This is a genomic window from Streptomyces sp. NBC_00289, from assembly GCF_041435115.1.
Taxonomy (GTDB): Bacteria; Actinomycetota; Actinomycetes; order Streptomycetales; family Streptomycetaceae; genus Streptomyces.
Map to the genome: position 1 here is coordinate 9,475,807 of NZ_CP108046.1, position 16,792 is coordinate 9,492,598.

Here is a 16,792-nt window from a genome sequence, read left to right on the forward strand (position 1 = left end):
TCCCGAAAGGCAACACCTATGGACTCTCCGCAGTTCACCGCCGAGCCGGCGTCGAACGACACGGCCGAGCGCGACTTCACCGAGGGCGACGTCCCCGGCCTCCGGTCGTCGGCCTCCGGCGCCGATCGCGAGCCCCTCGTGTTCGACGTGATCATTGCCGGGTGCGGGCCGACCGGCGCGATGCTGGCCGCCGAACTGCGGCTGCACGATGTGCGGGTACTCGTCCTGGAGAAGGAAACCGAGCCCGTGTCGTTCGTCCGCATCGTCGGTCTGCACATTCGCAGTATCGAGCTGATGGCAATGCGCGGACTGCTGGACCGCGTTCTCGAACGCGGAAGGCAGCGTCCCGCCGGCGGATTCTTCGCCGGCATCAGCAAACCCGCGCCCAAGGACCTGGACTCCGCGCACGCCTATCTGCTGGGCATCCCGCACCCGGTCATCGTCCACCTGGTAGAAGAACATGCGATCCACCTCGGCGCGAAGGTCCGCCGCGGTTGTGCGGTGGCCCATGTCGACCAGGACGACGAGGGTGTCACCGTCGAGCTGGCCGACGGCGAACGGCTGCGTTCGCGCTATCTCGTCGGCTGTGACGGCGGGCGCAGTACGGTGCGCAAACTGCTCGGCGTCGGCTTCCCCGGCGAGCCCTCGCGGACCGAGACGCTGATGGGCGAGATGCAAGTGGGTGTGCCGCAGGAGGAGATCGCCGCCAAGGTGACCGAGATCGGCGAGATCAACAAGCGATTCTGGCTCAGGCCCATCGGCGAAGGGGCCTACAGCGTCGTAGTCCCCGCCGCGGGAGTCGGTGATCGCGCGGAACCGCCCACTCTCGAGGATTTCACACAACAGCTGCGCGCCATCGCGGGAACCGATTTCGGCGTGCACTCCCCGCGCTGGTTGTCCCGCTTCGGGGATGCCACCCGGCTGGCCGAACGTTATCGGGTCGGGCGGGTGCTGCTGGCCGGCGATGCGGCACACATCCATCCACCCACCGGCGGACAGGGCCTCAATCTGGGCGTTCAGGACGCATTCAACCTCGGCTGGAAACTGGCCGCACAGATCCGTGGCTGGGCGCCGGAAACACTGCTGGACACCTACCAGGCCGAACGTCGTCCGGTCGCCGAGGACGTGCTGGACAACACCCGCGCCCAGATGGAACTGCTGTCCACCGAACCGGGCCCGCAGGCCGTGCGTCGGCTGCTCACCCGACTGATGGACTTCGACGAGGTGAACCGCTGTCTGATCGAGAAGATCACCGCGATCGGCATCCGCTACGACTTCGGTGAGGGCCCCGACCTGCTCGGCCGCCGCCTGCGCGACATCGACGTGAAACAGGGCCACCTCTACGGTCTGCTGCATCGCGGCCGCGGACTGCTGCTGGACCGCACCGAACGCCTGACCGTCGGCGGTTGGTCAGACCGGGTCGACCACCTCGCGGATCCCACCGCGGTACTGGATGTTCCGTGCGTCCTGCTGCGCCCCGACGGCCACGTCGCCTGGATCGGCGACGATCAGCAGGACCTGGACCACCACCTCTCCCGCTGGTTCGGCAAGCCCGTCAGCTGACTTCGCTTCTGGTTCCACCTCGTCCTCGCCGTGTGGCGCGCTCGCGTGTTCGATTATGTGTTCGATATCGTGGTGGGGGAGGTGGGTGCGATGAGTACGCAGGTGGCAGGTCGTGATCCGGGTGGCGCGACGGGTGTGGTGATGCACGTGCGCTGCCCGGACCGGCTGCCGGACGAGACCTACCGGCAGATCCTGGAAGAGCTGTCCGGCCTGTCGCCGGTGGTGCAGGCGCTCCCGCCCACCGCGGCCCTGGTGGACCTGCGGGGCGCGCTGCGCTTCCACGGTGTCGGCGCCCACCGACTGGGGGAGGTGCTCCGGGTGCGGACGATCTCCCGTCTGGGCGTCGACGTCCGGGTGGGTATCGGTCCGACCATCGCGGTTGCGGCCACTGCCTCCGGCGAGGTCTGCCTGCCGGGCGGTGTCCTGACGATCAGCGCCGAGCAGGTCGCCGACTGGCTCGCGCCTCTGCCCGTACGGAACCTGCACGGGATCGGCCCCCGGCAGGCCGCGGCCCTCGAGGACTACGGCATCCACAGCGTGGGCCTGCTCGCTGCCGTCCCGACCGCCACCGTGCAACGCCTGCTGGGAGGCAAGGCCGGTCGCCTGGCCGCCGACCGGGCCCGCGGCATCGACCCCCGCCCGGTCGTCCCCCGCCTCCTGCCCGCCTCAGCGGTCGTGCGGCGTGTCTTCGACCGGCACATCCTGGACGGCGCCACCGTGCGCGCCGCGCTGCTGGACATGGTGGTGCGGCTCGGCATACGGCTGCGGCAACGTGACCAGGTGGCCCGCGCCCTGACACTGACCCTGAAGTTCGCCGGTGGGACCTCGTGGGAGAGGACACGCCGTCTGCCGGAGCCGTCCGCGCACGACGACGACCTGCGCCGACTGGCCTACCAGCTGATGGACGCCGCCGGTCTCCAGCGGGGACGCCTGATCGCACTGGCCCTCAAGGGCGAGGACCTGGTCGACGCCGACCGGGTCGCCGAGCAGATCAGCCTGGACAGCGCCCGTGAGGCCCGCCTGATCGCGGAGACGGCCATAGACCGTGTCCGGGCCAAATTCGGCCCCGGCGTCATCGGTCCCGCCGCCGTATACCGACGCGTCTCATGATGGCGCCCACTGTTGGCGAGGGAGCTTCTCCCTTCGGTCGAGAGGTGTTCCGCCGATCCCGCCGATCCTGCCGTTCCCGCCGATCCCGCCGATCCTGCCGTTCCCGCCGGTACCGCTCCGTGATCGTCGACGGCTCGACGAAAGGGGCTTCTTGTCCCGATCAGGGAGATAGTTGAGAGGTGGGTTTCGCGCCGTCCCGCCGGAGCGGCGTTGCGGCGCCGCCAAGCGGCGGGACGGCCGGCCCCTGCGGTACGTCGTCCGTCTTCCGGGGAGGCAGTGTGAGCCGGACAAGCGAGCTTGGCACCGCGTCCGGGGCGGTGGATGCGGCGCTGCTGGACGTGGTGCGCGACAGCGGTGCCTCCAGAGGCATGCTCTACGTGCTGCTGCCTGACGCACTGTGGTTGCTGGCGATGACGGGGGCGCCGCGCGAGATGGTTGTCCCCTGGACGAGGGTGGGGCTGTCGGAGCCGACGCCGGTGGCGGACGCGGTGCGTGAAGACCGCCTGGTGTGGGTTGCTGGCATGGAAGACATGGCCCACCGCTACCCGCGCACGTCACTCGTGCTGCCCTACGCGTTCACGTTGGCGGCCGCTCCCATCCGCGACAACGGCGTGATCCTGGGCGGACTGGTGCTGCTGTGGCCAGGTTCCCATTCGCCACAGCTCAGTGACAGCGAGCGCCAGGCGATCGACGTCGGCTGCCGTCGACTGGGCCGCCTACTGCGGCACGCGGACGAGGGTGACCTGCGCCCTCCCGAGGAGCCGCGCATGCTGCAGCCCCCTTCCCCCGGCGCCCGTCACCTCCCGGCCGAGGCGAAGGAGCTCGCCGCGTTCATCGCACGGCTGCCAGGAGGGGCATGCGCCCTGGACGTCAACGGCCGCTTCACCCTCGTCACGCCTGAGGCCGCGGACCTGCTGGGGGTGGATCCCGCCGGTCTGCTGGGTGCTCTGGCGTGGGAGGCCCTGCCGTGGATGGACGTGCCGGAAGTCGAGGACCGCTACCGGTCGGCCGTGGTCAGCGAGCAGCCCGTCGCCTTCACGGCCCTGCGCCCACCCGACAGCTGGCTGAGCTTCGAGCTCTACCCGGATCCGTCCGGCATCAGCGTCCGGATCGCCCCCACCGCCCCGTCCGACTGGCTCTCGCCAGGCGGACCAATGTTCCCTTCCACAGGCCCTGAGGTGGCCAAACCCGCGGCCGCAGGGCCTGGCCGCGCCAGCACCCTCTACCATCTGATGCACCTTGCTGCCACGCTCACCGAAGCCGTCGGCGTCCAGGACGTCGTCGCGCAGGCCGCCGACCAGCTCATGCCGGCGCTCGGTGCGAGCGCCATGGCCCTCATGGCGGTGGAGGAGGGCCGACTGAGAATGCTCGGTCACCGCGGCTACAGCACCACGCTCATGGACCGGTTCGACAACCTGCCCCTCACCACGGACACCCCCGCCGCCCGGGTGACGGCCAACTGCGCCGCGCAGTTCTTCAACAGCTTCGAAGATCTTCGGCTGACCTACTCCGACGCGGTCCACATGGACGACAAGGCGTCCTGGGCGTTCCTGCCGTTGCTTGCCTCAGGCCGTGCCATAGGCTCGCTCGTCCTGGCCTTCGACCGGCCCCGTCACTTCCCGCCGGCCGAGCGTGCCGTGCTGACGGCGCTGGCCGGACTGGTCGGCCAGGCCATCGAGAGGGCCCGTCTCTACGACACCCAGCACGCCGTCGCGCGTCAGCTTCAGGCCGCGCTCCTGCCCCGGCACCTGCCCACCGTTCCAGGCCTACAGGTCGCCGCCCGCTATCGGCCGGCCGACCGCGGGGTCGAGGTCGGCGGTGACTTCTACGACCTCATCCGCCTGGACGACACCACCGTGGCCGCTGTGATCGGCGACGTCCAGGGGCACGACATCGACGCGGCGGCACTGATGGGGCAGGTGCGCACCGCCATGCACGGCTACGCGACCGTCGAAGCGTCTTTGGATGATGTGCTGGCAAGAACCAATCGTCTGCTCATCGACCTGGATGCGGATCGCTTCGCCAGCTGCCTCTACGTACATCTGGACCTCGCCGACCAAACAGCCTTCCTGGCCAGCGCCGGCCATCCACCGGCCGTGCTGCGGCACCCGGACGGACGCACCGAAGTGCTGCGTCCCCCACCCGGCCTCCTCCTCGGCATCGAGAACCAGACCCACTACCTCGCCATCGAGTTCCCCATGCCGCCCGGATGCGTCCTGGTCCTCTACACCGACGGACTGATCGAGCAGCCGGGCGTGGACCCCGACGACGCCACCACCGCACTCGCCACGCTGGTAGCGCACACCGACCCCGGCGACCTGGACGCCATGGCGGACACCCTGATCCGCCACTCACCCGAGCCCCACGACGACGTCGCCCTCCTCCTCATCCGCTCAACCCAGACGGCCGAATGAGCGGATGGGCTCGGCCTCCTGACCGGGATGAGCGCACGCCGGGCTTCGTCCACTGCCTCCGTCACCCACGCGAGATCGGTGCCGGCCAGTCGGTACTCGACGAGGAAGGCAGCGACGGCGTCCTGGTGACAACCGTCCACTCCGCGCCTGGCGGGCTACCAGGCGCCGTGATGGGCCAGGCCCAGAATCAGGGCGGCTACCGCGGTGGCGAGGAACACGATTCCCCCCACGACGTTGCGGGAGCCCACCCGCAGGTGGGCGATGATCGCGCCGATGAAGTACAGCACGAGCCCGGAGGCGGCGAGGGTTCCCAGGAGTGGCACGGCGAGCCCGGCCAGCAGCCCCACGGTGCCCGCTGCCAGCAGCATGCCCAGCACCGGTACCCACTTGCGGGGCAGGCCCTTCATGTCCGCCTGGGTCTTGGGGTATTCGTGGCCGATCAGGTAGGTGACGGCGGCGGCACCGTTGAAGAGCGCACCGAGGATGGTGACTGTCACGTAGGCGGCGAACAAGAGTTTCTCCGTTTATGTAAGGGAAAGTGCTGTTGGGCGCCCTGTTGGGGATGCCGTTCTCCTGGATGACGATCCGTCGACTGGGTTTTGTGACATCGGAGCCATCGAGGCAGCCCGCAACTCGATGTGGAGGGCGAGGAGACGCTGAGCGTCGCTGGAACGCCCACGTCGCTGCGACCGGGAGGCAGTTCTACGACACCGTCCGCGCCCGGGGCCCGGAGCCAACCTGTACGTCGACGGCGGCGAGAACCAGGTCTGACCCGCGGGCGACATCCGTCGCGCGATCACCAGCGGCGCCGTCCTGAGGGGGCGAACCGTGACGGACTGAGAAGCGACAAACTCGCCGTCCGCTACGAGGCGACCAGCTCGATCTGGCCCGCGGTGTTCGATGCTGTGGGAGTCAGCGAGTGCCCAGCAGGCCCGCGAGCAGTTGGAGTCGCTCGGCGTCGGGGCTGCCCTCGGCGGCGGTGCAGGCGATGAGTACGGGGCCGGGAGCACCTGGTATCGGGTAGGCGTCCCAGTCCAGGTTCAGTTCCCCGACCAGAGGGTGGTTGACGCGCATTCCGCCGCGGGTCGGTTCCTCCACGTCGTGGCGGGCCCATAGGGCAGCGAACTCGTCGCTGCGGACCGCGAGTTCACCCACCAGCTCGATGGCGCGCGGGTGCCCCGGGTCGGCGGCGACCTGTATCCGCAACATCCCGACCAGCTCGGCGACCGTGGCTGCCCGTTCGGGACAGGTCTGGTCGGCCTCGGGGTGCAGGAGCAGCGCCAGCAGGTTGCGTGCTGCCGGGGGCTGTCGGGTGAACTCGCCCAGCAGGGCGCCGATGTCGCGGGCCACCGGGTCGGGGACCGGGTGTGGGGCATGGTGCATCCCCGGCAGCGGCACATCACCGCTGGGGCAGCCGAGTACGTCGTGGTGCCCGCGGGCCGTATCGCGCATGTCCCGGCGGACCTCTCGCCGGTCGATGCGGCGTCCCTGGTCGTCGGGGGCGCCACGGCGCTCATCGCGCTGCGCGACAGCGTGCACCTCGCGGCCGGGGAAAGGGTCCTGGTCCGGGGCGCGGCGGGCGGAGTCGGCACAGCCGCCGTGCAACTGGCACACGCCATGGGCGGCCATGTGACCGCGCTGGCCCGCGACCGCCACGCCCCGATGCTCACCGACCTCGGTGCCGACGAAGTCCTCGACTACGGCGCCACCACCTCGGACCGGATCGGCCCCTTCGACGTCATCGTCGACACCGTGGGCACGGAACTGAACTGCTACCGGAGTCGGTTGGGCAGGGGCGGACGTATGGTCACGGTCGGACTGTCCGCCTCCGCCCTGGCGGCGATCGCCGCGTCGAGCGTGTACGGCGCCCGCCGCATCCGCACCTTCAGCGCCAACCCCGACAGCGCCGTGCTGCGTGATCTGGCCGAGCACGTCACTTCGGGGGCGCTGCGCCCGGTGATCCACAGCGTGTACCCGATGGAGGACATCACCGCGGCGCACCAGGCCTTCGAACGGGGCGGTGTCGTGGGCAAGCACGTGGTCGCGGTGTCCGCGTAGCTCCGTCGTTCTCGTGACCACCGTGCGCACCCGTGAGGTCGGATCCCCCTCACGGCAGAGTTCGCCCCACTCATCGACGCAGCAGCCCGTGCCGATCCGTCCAGGAGGAGATTGCCGTGGCGATCACGGCGGGATGGTCCTCCGGGGTGTGGTGCCCGGCCGGGACGTCGTGATGCTCGATCTCGAGGGCGGCCATCTCCTTCGCGCACCAGGCGACGAGGTCCGGGCTCGTCATGGAGCCGGGGCCGCGTGCGAAGTCGATCAATAGCTTGGGGACGTCCGTGCTGTTCGCGAGCCACGTGTCGTACGCCTGGACGCGGGCGACGACATCGGCAGGCTCGCCCCCCAGCGGCATCGCGCGCGGCCACTGCAGCAGCGGCCGGCGACTCTCCCGGGTGGGGTAGGGCTGGAGGTATGCCTCCAGGTCGGCGGGGGCGAGGGGGGAGACGACGGTACCGGGCAGGCCCTCCTCGATCATGAGGTTGTCATCGAGGATCATCGCCTCCCCCACGCCCTCCGTCTTGATCGCCCGGAACAGCTCGCGGCCGCCCTCGGGGAACTCCTCCCAGGCCATCGGCTTGACGATGGTTTCGGTGAAGGCGATACCCCGGACGCGGCCGGGGTGGCGGGCGGCGAAGTCGAAGGCGAGCGCGCCGCCCCAGTCGTGGCCCACCAGCACGACGCTGTCGAGGCCGAGCGCGTCGAACCAGGCGTCGAGGTAGCGGGCGTGGTCGTCGAAGGTGTAGTCGATGGCGGGTTTGCCGGAGTCGCCCATGCCGATGAGGTCGGGAGCGAGCCGCCGTCCCCGGCCGACGGCCGGTAACACGTGCCGCCACAGGTACGAGGAGGTGGGATTGCCGTGCAGAAAGACGATCGGCGCGCCGGAGCCGTGCTCGCGGTGGACGATCGTGGAGTCGAGTACGGGGGTGGTCGGCATGCGGCTTCTCCTGGGGTCTGCGGTGAGTGGTGGGGGAGTACGGCGCGCTCCGCCGGGTCAGCGGAAGGCGGCGGCGCTGCGGGCGGCCCAGTCACCGAACGGGCGCGGAGCACGGCCCAGGACCCGCTCGACGTCGGGACTCACCCGGCGCTCGGCGGGCAGCGGCTCGCCGAGGATCGCGAGAGTGCCTTCTGCCACCGCCTCCGGCATGAACGCAAGCATCTGCTCCAAGGCCTCCTGGCGGGGCTGCTCGACGAAGCGGACCGGCTCGCCGAGCGCGACGCCGATGGCCGCGGCCCGCTCGCGCGGGGTGGTCAGGGCAGGGCCGGTGAGCTCGTACACGGCGCCTGCGTGGCCGGGCTTGAGCAGTGCGGTGGCCGCCACCTCCGCGACGTCGGCCGGGTCGACCATCGGCAGGCCGATGTCGCCGAACGGGGCGGCGGCCACGCGGTGGGTGCGGATGGACTCGGTCCAGGCGAAAGCGTTGGAGTCGAGTCCGCCGCAGCGCAGCACGGTCCACTCCAGGCCGCAGCCGCGCAGGGCGGCCTCGAAGGCGGCGGGGTGGCGATAGGAGTCGGGTCGGGTGCCGACGCCGAGAGTGGAGACCAGGACGACGCGGCGGACGCCTCCGGCCTTAGCGGCGTCGAGGATCCCCTGCGGATCGTCACCGGCCACCAGCAGGAACAGTGCGTCGGCGCCGTCGACTGCGGGGCGCAGGCTGTCGGGGTCGGCGAGGTCGGCCCGCACGTGGCGCGCGTCGGCGGGGAGGCCGTGCGCCTCGCCGCGCGAGATCGCGGTCACCGCCTCGCCCGCTCCGACGAGGATGCGGACCAGTTCGCGGCCGACGTTGCCGGTGGCTCCAGGCACTGCGATCACGGGGTACTCCAGGTGTTAGTGAGTTGACTGACTAACTTCGGGCAGACCGTAGCACGCCCTCTGGTGGATCTCTATAGTTGGTGAGGTGACTGACTCACTGAAGCCCAAGGCGCGGGCGGCCGACAAACGCCGACGGCTCACCGCGGCGGCGGCCCGGGTCCTGCACGAACAGGGCGTCGAACGCACGACACTTGCCGACATAGCGCGCGTGGCCGAGGTGCCCGTCGGGAACGTGTACTACTACTTCAAGACCAAGGATGACCTGGTCCGCGCCGCACTGGCCGAGCACAGCGCGAACCTGGACGAACTCACCCGTTCACTGGACGAGTTGCCCGACCCGCGAGACCGCCTCAAGACCCTGATCGAAGCCTGGGTCAGCCGGCGCGACGTCGCTGCCCGCTTCGGCTGCCCCACCGGCACCCTGGCCGCCGAGCTCGACAAGCGCGCCGACGGCACCCTCGACGTGGAGGCCGGCGTTGTGGTCCGGCAACTCCTGGACTGGGTCGAAGGCCAGTTCCGCGCCATGGGTCTGCCCGAGCCGGACGACCTCGCCGTCACCCTCGTCTCCGCCTACCAGGGCATGTCGCTCCTGGCCAACGCTCTGCGCAGCCCGGACATCATGGCCCGTGAGGGAGCCCGCCTCCTCCGCTGGCTCGACTCCCTGAAAGCAACCGACCGGATCCTCTGACCAGGCCGGTGACCGGTCGGCCGGGCCTACGTGCCCTGGTGGCCGCCGCCGTCGCTCTCACACCGCACCCGGTACTGGTCCGCGCCGACCTCGCGGCTGGTCATGAACTCACGGCCTGCTTCGCCGTGTTCCAGCGAATGCGTGTCGTGCAGATCGACACGGCGATCGCCGACGCGGCGACGACGGCCATGCCCCAGCTCAGGTCGGCGGCGCCGGACACGAAGCCGATGACGGCCGGGCCTGCCAGGAGGCCGATGGTTCCCATGGTGGCGACCAGGGCGAGCGCGTCCGAGCCCTGAGCTGCCGCGGCGACGTACAGACATGGCGTCACGGCCGCGATACCCAGGCCCACGCAGGCGAATCCGATGAGCGCGGGCACCACGCCGCCCACAAGCAGCGCCAGGGCCAGTCCCGCGCCGGCCACCGCGCTGCCGACGCGGACGACACGGGCGTCGCCCCAGCGGCTGCGCCAGCCGTCGCCGAGGAGGCGCGCCAGGACCATCATGACCGAGACGACGGCGATGCCCAGTGGGGCGAGCCGGTCCGGTGCGTCGGCGACGTCCTTCATGTAGAGCGCCGACCAGTCGTTCATGGCGCCTTCCGTGACCGTGCCGAACACCATGGCGCAGCCCAGCCACAGCGTCACCTGCGAAGGCATCGTCAGTCTGCGGCGGCTCTTCTCGTCCTTCTGCTCGGCGGCGGGCTTCTCCTGCCGATTCTGCTGGTCCGCCAGCAACCTGGTTCTGGCGTAGGCGAGGAGCAGGAGAAGCAGGACGGCCGCGGTCGCGAAGTGCGGCGTCATGGCCGACGTCACCGTGTTGATGCTTGATGCCACGAGCGCCGCGGCGAACGATCCGCCGCTGAACGTCGCGTGCAGCTGGGTCATGGCGGTGCGCCGGTAGGCGGCCTCCAGGGCGGCGCCCTGCGCGTTTATGGCAACGTTCAGGCAGCCGACGGCCACGCCGTCGGCACAGATGACCAGCAGGGCCACGGGGTAGTTCGGCGCTGCCGAGAGCCCGAGCAGGATGGCCACCAGGCACAGCGCGGACAGCAGAGACAGGGATCTGGAGCCCAGGCGCTTCATCAGGTACGCGACGAGGGGGAAGGAAGCCGCCGCCCCCGCGCCGCAGGCCATCAGGAGCAGGCCCACCTCCGTCTCGCTCAGGCCCAGCCGCGTTTTGAGGGCGGGAAGTCGGGAGGCCCAGGTGGCGTACTGGAACCCGAGGAAGCAGAACAGGGCCGCGATGGCCAACTGCGCGCGCCGGAAATCGTCTAGGACACGGGGCATGGGAGACCGTCCACCTTCTTCGAGCCGGCGTTGCCGCCTGCGGACAGGGACCGGGACATGTAGACGGCGTCGTCGCCGTACTCGGGCGGGACGGCGACCCCCTGGTGGGCGCGGAATCCGCGGGACGCCCAGAACGTCGCCTTGCCTTCGACGGCGATCAGAGAGACGTGTTCGTACGTCGATGTGGCCGTCTCCGCGAGATGGCGCAGTAGTGTGCTGCCCCGTCCTCTGCCGCGCAGGTCCGGCGCGACGACCATGTCGTGCAGGTGCAGGTTCCGCGAGCGGACGGCGGGCTGCTCCGTACGGGCCAGGTCCGGGTACCGGAACATCGGGTAGGGCAGGGCGAGCAGGTAGCCCGCGACGCGTTCGTCGAGGTCCAGCACGAAGCAGGTGGCCGGTGAGGCCCGCCACCGGGATTCCAGCACCGCGCGTCCCTCGGCGAGTCCACCGCCCTCGTAGGCCTCGGCCTCAAGGGCGGCGATGTACGGCCAGTCGCCGTCGCGGATGGGGCGCATGCGCATCGCGTGGTCCACCTAGTTCCCCCTTGCCATGGCTGTCCCGGCCGGGTACGCGGCGTGTCGCACGCACGTGTACGGGAGCGGGCGGAAGCCGTTGAAGCCCTGGGTCATGTAGCTGGTGGCGTAGGCGCCCGCGGACAGGATCCAGACCGGGTCGCCGGAGGTGACGGCCTCGGGCACGGGCACGGGGTGATGTCCGGACCCGTATGCGTCGTCGCTGTCGCACGTGGGCCCCGCGACGACCGCGCTCACACGCTTCCCGTCGAAGTGGCCGGGGAAGACCAGCCGGTAGCTCAACTGGTCCATCTCGTAGAGGCCGTTGAACTTGCCGCTGCTCAGATACAGCCAGTGGACGCGTTCGCCGTCGGGCTGCCGGCGCGAGGTGAGCCGGTAGACGTGCGCGCGGATGGCGCCGTGGTCGGCCACCAGATGGCGGCCCGGCTCCATGACGAAGTCCAGCGGTGCGCGGTTGACGGCCCGCAACTGCTCCATTCCGTCGCGGATGACGGCGAACATCTTGTCCAACGGGGGTTCGAGCCTTGTGCCGTGCCGGTCGAGGTAGCCCAGTGCGGGCAGGCCGCCGCCGAGGTTGATGTGATCCACGACGATCCCCTGCTCGCGGAGGGTCACGAGGGTGTCGGCGAGGTGGTCGAAGGCCTGCCGCCAGGCCTCGCAAGTCATCTGCTGCGAACCGACGTGGACCGACAGCCCTGCCGGGGTGAGACCGGCCGCGCGCGCCTGATCCAGCACGCGCACCGCGTCGTCCCGCGAGCAGCCGAACTTCCGGCTGAGACCCCACAGGGCTCCGTCCCCGCTGGTGGCGAGTCGGCAGAACACACGGGACCCGGGGGCGTGCGCGGCGATCGCCGCCACGTCCTGCACGCTGTCGGTGGCGAAGGTCCGCACGCCGAGCCGGTGGGCCTCGGCGATGTCCGCGTCGGACTTGACGGTGTTGCCGTAGTGGATCCGTTCCACGGGCACCCCGGTGCGCAGGGCCTGTCCGATCTCTGTGGGGCTCGCCGCGTCGAAGCCGGCGCCCCGGTCCGCGAGGCAGGTGAGGACCTCGTCGACGGGACAGGCCTTCATGGCGAAGCGGACGCGCACGTCCGGCAGTTCGCGCAGCAGCCGCTCGTACTGGTCCTCGATCCCGGTGAGATCGAAGACGATGCGGTCCGACGAGGCGGCTGTCAGCGCGGCCGCCAGTCGCCCGTCCACGTGCGTGCTCACCCGGCCGCGCTCCCGACCCCGTGGTCCTCGGCCGCGCGCATCAACGCGGCCCAGGCCTCGATCAGCAGGGCGAAGTGCTCGATGTCGCGCTCGGCCTCGTCCAGCAGTCGGTCGCGGCGAGCGGTCAACCGGTCGGCGAACGCCTCGTATCTGCCGCCGAGTTTCCGGTACGAGATGCCGACGCGTTCCAGCCGCCACAGGTTCTCGGTGTGGTCCAGGCCCGTGCTCGCGCGGAGGAGGCCGACGACCGTGTCGGGCCGTATGCGCTGGTGTTCGTCGAGCAGAGCGGGGCCCGCCGCGGCCATGCCTTCGTAGACGAAGTTGAAGTACAGCATCGACAGCAGGAACTTCACGAACCGTGTCTGGTAGGCCGTGAACCCGGGGTCGGTGCGCCGTTCGGGGGTGTAGAAGTTCTCGATGTCGCGGTTGTGCAGCACACCCGGGAGCGCGGCGTCGTGGACCAGGTGGATGAGGAAGTAGTCACTGCCGATGGTGCTGGTCGCCGGAGGAAGCGGCATCCGCTCGTACACCTCGTGATCGAAGCTGATGTTGCACATGTCCACCCGCATGGGGTCGACCAGCGTCAGCACCGAGTGGTCCCGGGTGAAGCGTTCGGTCCCGGAGCCCTTGAAGGACTCCTCGACGAGGTGCCGTTTCCGCTCGTCCGACCAGTGGCCGGGCGCCCACAGGCTCACGACGTCGTGGTAGATGCCTTCGTCCAGCCGCCGGATCTCGTCGATGTCCACGGACAGTTCGCCGATGAAGGAGGAGCCGACCATGGACACGGGCCGATGGGCGTGGGCGGGGTCGAGGTCCGTCTCGGAGACCTCGGTCGACGCTTCGGCGGCGGGTCTGCCCAGGGATGCGAGTTCGTGGTGGATCGGGAAGACCGGCTCACCGTCCAGGATCTGGTAGGCGCTGTCCGAGTCCCTGCGGTGCACGGACCGGCAGCCGAGGGCACCGGCGATCAGAAAGGCGCGGTTCGTGCAGGATCCGTAGGAGACGGCGTCCGGCAGCAGGAGGTCGAGGATCAGGTCGGGCTCGGCCGGGCCCGCCTTCCGGATCACGCGCCGCAGGAAGTCCCGCTGGCGCTCCTCGTCGAGGTGGTGCACGACGACGTTGTGTGTGGCGGGGAGCCCGGCCACGACGTGTGCGTGGTCCCGGCGGGTGGCCTCGTCGGAGGAGTCGAGGATCAGCAGATGAACCTCGACACCGAAGTGGCGAGTCGCGTACGCCGCCTCCTCGGCGATCGCCGATATGGCAGCGGAGCAGAGCCTGTTCGTGGGCAGGGCCAGACAGATGCGGTCGGTGCCGGTTGCTCGGTTCACCGGGCGTTTCCTCGTCCGCTCCAGGGATCAAGTCCCAGAAGTCTCCTGCCCAGGTCGTTGAGGGTCGCGGGCCCGTACCTCAGCGACTCGTGCCGGGTCGCGTCGCCGAGCAGGGTCCCGTTCCAGCCTGGGGTGCTGAGCGTCCGCCAGGACTCGACGCGGGAAGCGCGCAGTTCCTCGTGTTCACTGAGCGCGGGCATCATCGATAGGTACTGGACCGCGCGGACACCGTTGTCGGAGAGGTTGGGCGCCACGCCGTGCGCCAGCAGCCCGTTGAAGATCAGCAGATCGCCGGCCTGCAGATCCGGGCGCACCAGCGGAAACCGCGAGCGGTCGATCGCGGGCCGGATGGGGTCGCGGTCGGCCGGCTGGGTGAGCTTCCACTCCTCGAAGGACCGGAAGAGTTCGGGCGCGCACTGGAAGCCGCCGAGTTCGGGCTGGGTGTCGTTGAGGGCGATGATGCCCTGCACCCGCTGCGGCAGCACACCGAGAGTGGTGTCGACGTCCCAGTGCAGCTCGATGTCGAAGCCCTCGTCGGTGGACTCGATGAGGGAGCGCGAACGACTGCCCCGGTTGGGCGGGTTGAGGTTGAGCCTGTCGAGGGTGACCCACAGCTCCTCGCAGTCCCACACGTCGACGAAGGCGTCGTAGACGCGCTCCGTCTGCCGGCTGTCCCAGATGAGCTGGTGGTGGTAGGCCTCGACGAAGCCGTACACGTGCAGGTCACGGTCCAGGTCCGAGCGGAACTCGCGCTCCTCGTACCAGGTTTCGGGGCGGTCCGGGTCGAGGCCCTGGAACTCCCAGGCGAATTCGAGGAGGCTCTTGGCCGCGCCGGGCGAGATGGCGTCACGGACGACGACGTAGCCGTACGTCTGCCAGAACGCCAGGTCCTCCGGCGACAGCACGCGTAGCGGCCGCGCCTTGGAGACATCCCTCAGTGGCGTCGGAGCGAGGTACGTCTCGGCGTCCGCGCTGAAATAGGGGCGCTCGGATGCGGCTCGATGCAGATAGGGGGCGGGTGTCGGCATGCGATCACTCCAGGGGCGACGGCAGCCCAGGGGCTGAGTGGCTGGCTCTCAGTCGCTGCGGAAATCGAACTGAGGCCCCTCAAGCTGGACTAGACCACTGGGCGTGGTCAACGGGTTCCTGCGGAACTGCCGCCAAGTGCCTGCCAGTTGCCGGTAGTTGCCGCACCGTCCGTTGTCAGCCCGTGACGACCCCCTTGCCGTAGGTCATTTCGCCACGATCCGTATCCGGTAGGTCACCCCGCGACGATCCGCTCGGCCGCCGCCACGCCGCAGACGCGGGCGGCTCCGTACGTGGCGAGGTGCACGGCGCCCCGCGGCGGAGCCTGCGGCACGCCCATCTCGACCACGATGGTGTTCGGGCGGGCGGCGAGGAGTACGTCCAGGGCCGCCCGCATCCAGTCGTGCCGGTGCTCGTCACGGACCACCGCGACGATGCGACGGCCGCCCGCTGCCGCCAGTGCCGCCACACCCGCGTCGGAGCCGGTGAAGGACCCGGTCGTGGTGCCTGGCAGCAACCGCTCCAGTTCGAGACCGACGCCCCACGGCGTCTCTTTGCCGACGGCGATGTTCGCGGCCGGATGGAACGTCGCGACGTACACGGGCTCGTCGAGCGGAGACGCGGCCCCCGCCCGCCGCACGGCCAGCGCACGGCGCGCCGCTACCAGCCCGATCTCCGGGTCGGCCGCCACGCGCGCGGCCCCGCCCCGCCGCGCGTCGGCCGTCCACCGCGTCAGGTCCCGCACTCTGGCTGCGGCGTCGGCCAGCCGCTCCTCCGGGAGTTCGCCGGAGCGGACGGCGGCGACCAGCGCGTCCCGGAGCTTCAGCACGGTGCCCTCGTCGCACAGTCCACCGCCCACGCAGATCGCGTCGGCGCCCGCCGCGATCGCCAGCACGACTCCGTGCTCCAGGCCGTACGCCTGCGAGATCGCGCGCATTTCCATGCCGTCCGTGACGATCAGGCCGTCGTAGCCCAGTTCACCGCGCAGCAGGTCGGTGAGGATCCGGCGGGAAAGGGTCCCCGGACGGTCCGGGTCCAGGGCGGGGACGAGGATGTGTGCGCTCATGACGGCGCGCGTCCCTGCTTCGATGGCCGCGCGGAACGGGACGAGTTCGCGCCCGTAGAGGGTGTCGGCGTCGACGTCGATGCGCGGCACCGCGTGGTGGGAGTCGACGTTGGTGTCGCCGTGGCCGGGAAAGTGCTTGGTGCAGGCGGCGACGCCGGTGGACTGCAGGCCCTGGACGTAGGCGGCGGTGTGCCGGGCCACGAGGTCGGTGTCAGCGCCGAAGGAGCGTACGCCGATGACGGGGTTGTCGGGGTTGGCGTTGACGTCCGCGGAGGGCGCCCAGTCGAAGTCGACGCCGCATGCGCCCAGGCGGCGGCCCAGTTCTCGGGCGACGTCGCGGGTGAGGCCGGGGTCGTCGACAGCGCCCAGGGCGTGGTTGCCGGGGAACGAGGAGCCCGTACGGACGTCCAGGCGGGTGACGTCGCCGCTCTCCTCGTCGATGGCGATCAGCAGATCGTCCCGCTCGGCTCGCAACCGGGTGGTGAGGTCGGCGACCTGCTCGTGCGTGGCGACATTGCGGCCGAACAGGGCGACGGAGGCCAGCCCCTCGCTGACGCGGCGCCGCACCCAGTCGGGTGCCGTGGTGCCGGCGAACCCCGGCTGCAGTACCGCGAGGGCGTCACGGGTGAGGGTGTCGTTGCCGGTGGCGAACGTTGTCATCTGGGCGTCATTCCTTTCGGCGCCGTCAGGCAG

General features: G+C 70.4%; 15 protein-coding genes. 5 read left to right on the plus strand and 10 right to left on the minus strand.

Annotation, left to right across the window (positions count from 1 at the left end; genetic code table 11):
- Window positions 1–18: 18 nt before the first annotated feature.
- The 3 genes from rox (at window position 19) to OG985_RS42815 (ending at window position 5,087) form a co-directional block, all read left to right on the plus strand.
- On the plus strand, window positions 19–1,563 hold the full coding sequence (rox, locus tag OG985_RS42805; protein WP_371673810.1) for a rifampin monooxygenase: 1,545 nt from the start codon (window positions 19–21) through the stop codon (window positions 1,561–1,563).
- A 90-nt stretch (window positions 1,564–1,653) separates the two neighbouring features.
- On the plus strand, window positions 1,654–2,673 hold the full coding sequence (locus OG985_RS42810; RefSeq protein WP_371673811.1) for a hypothetical protein: 1,020 nt from the start codon (window positions 1,654–1,656) through the stop codon (window positions 2,671–2,673).
- Window positions 2,674–3,041: 368 nt separating this feature from the next.
- A complete protein-coding gene (locus OG985_RS42815; RefSeq protein WP_371674669.1) occupies window positions 3,042–5,087 on the plus strand; it encodes a SpoIIE family protein phosphatase in 2,046 nt (681 codons plus the stop codon).
- Between the two features lie 155 nt (window positions 5,088–5,242).
- Here the strand turns inward: OG985_RS42815 and OG985_RS42820 are convergent, their stop codons facing one another.
- The gene (locus tag OG985_RS42820; protein ID WP_371673812.1) at window positions 5,243–5,599 is read right to left on the minus strand and encodes a DoxX family protein; all 357 of its coding nucleotides are present in this window, start codon (window positions 5,597–5,599) and stop codon (window positions 5,243–5,245) included.
- A 400-nt stretch (window positions 5,600–5,999) separates the two neighbouring features.
- Window positions 6,000–6,470 (minus strand): hypothetical protein, encoded by a 471-nt coding sequence (locus OG985_RS42825; protein ID WP_371673813.1) that lies wholly within the window; start codon window positions 6,468–6,470, stop codon window positions 6,000–6,002.
- On the opposite strand from OG985_RS42825, the gene OG985_RS42830 reads away from it, so the two are divergent.
- A complete protein-coding gene (locus OG985_RS42830) occupies window positions 6,462–7,145 on the plus strand; it encodes a zinc-binding dehydrogenase (protein ID WP_371673814.1) in 684 nt (227 codons plus the stop codon). The two genes, OG985_RS42825 and OG985_RS42830, sit on opposite strands and share 9 nt — an antisense overlap.
- 70 nt (window positions 7,146–7,215) lie before the next feature.
- On the opposite strand, the gene OG985_RS42835 is transcribed toward OG985_RS42830, so the two are convergent.
- Window positions 7,216–8,082: a haloalkane dehalogenase gene (locus OG985_RS42835; protein ID WP_371673815.1), complete on the minus strand. Its 867-nt coding sequence runs from the start codon at window positions 8,080–8,082 to the stop codon at window positions 7,216–7,218.
- Between the two features lie 57 nt (window positions 8,083–8,139).
- Window positions 8,140–8,958: an NAD(P)H-binding protein gene (locus OG985_RS42840; RefSeq protein ID WP_371673816.1), complete on the minus strand. Its 819-nt coding sequence runs from the start codon at window positions 8,956–8,958 to the stop codon at window positions 8,140–8,142.
- Between the two features lie 85 nt (window positions 8,959–9,043).
- On the opposite strand from OG985_RS42840, the gene OG985_RS42845 reads away from it, so the two are divergent.
- Window positions 9,044–9,646, plus strand: coding sequence for a TetR/AcrR family transcriptional regulator (locus OG985_RS42845; protein ID WP_371673817.1), 603 nt, complete (start codon window positions 9,044–9,046; stop codon window positions 9,644–9,646).
- A 100-nt stretch (window positions 9,647–9,746) separates the two neighbouring features.
- Here OG985_RS42845 and OG985_RS42850 read toward each other — a convergent pair whose 3' ends face one another.
- The 6 genes from OG985_RS42850 to OG985_RS42875 form a co-directional block, all read right to left on the minus strand.
- Window positions 9,747–10,934 (minus strand): MFS transporter, encoded by a 1,188-nt coding sequence (locus OG985_RS42850; RefSeq protein ID WP_371673818.1) that lies wholly within the window; start codon window positions 10,932–10,934, stop codon window positions 9,747–9,749.
- Window positions 10,919–11,467: a GNAT family N-acetyltransferase gene (locus OG985_RS42855; protein ID WP_371673819.1), complete on the minus strand. Its 549-nt coding sequence runs from the start codon at window positions 11,465–11,467 to the stop codon at window positions 10,919–10,921. The genes OG985_RS42850 and OG985_RS42855 overlap by 16 nt, the downstream gene beginning before the upstream one ends.
- The gene (locus OG985_RS42860) at window positions 11,468–12,679 is read right to left on the minus strand and encodes a type III PLP-dependent enzyme (RefSeq protein WP_371673820.1); all 1,212 of its coding nucleotides are present in this window, start codon (window positions 12,677–12,679) and stop codon (window positions 11,468–11,470) included.
- Window positions 12,676–14,007 (minus strand): DUF6271 family protein, encoded by a 1,332-nt coding sequence (locus OG985_RS42865; RefSeq protein ID WP_371673821.1) that lies wholly within the window; start codon window positions 14,005–14,007, stop codon window positions 12,676–12,678. The genes OG985_RS42860 and OG985_RS42865 overlap by 4 nt, the downstream gene beginning before the upstream one ends.
- On the minus strand, window positions 14,004–15,035 hold the full coding sequence (locus OG985_RS42870; protein WP_371673822.1) for a phytanoyl-CoA dioxygenase family protein: 1,032 nt from the start codon (window positions 15,033–15,035) through the stop codon (window positions 14,004–14,006). The genes OG985_RS42865 and OG985_RS42870 overlap by 4 nt, the downstream gene beginning before the upstream one ends.
- 233 nt (window positions 15,036–15,268) lie before the next feature.
- Window positions 15,269–16,759: a glycoside hydrolase family 3 protein gene (locus tag OG985_RS42875; protein WP_371673824.1), complete on the minus strand. Its 1,491-nt coding sequence runs from the start codon at window positions 16,757–16,759 to the stop codon at window positions 15,269–15,271.
- Between the last annotated feature and the right edge of the window lie 33 nt (window positions 16,760–16,792).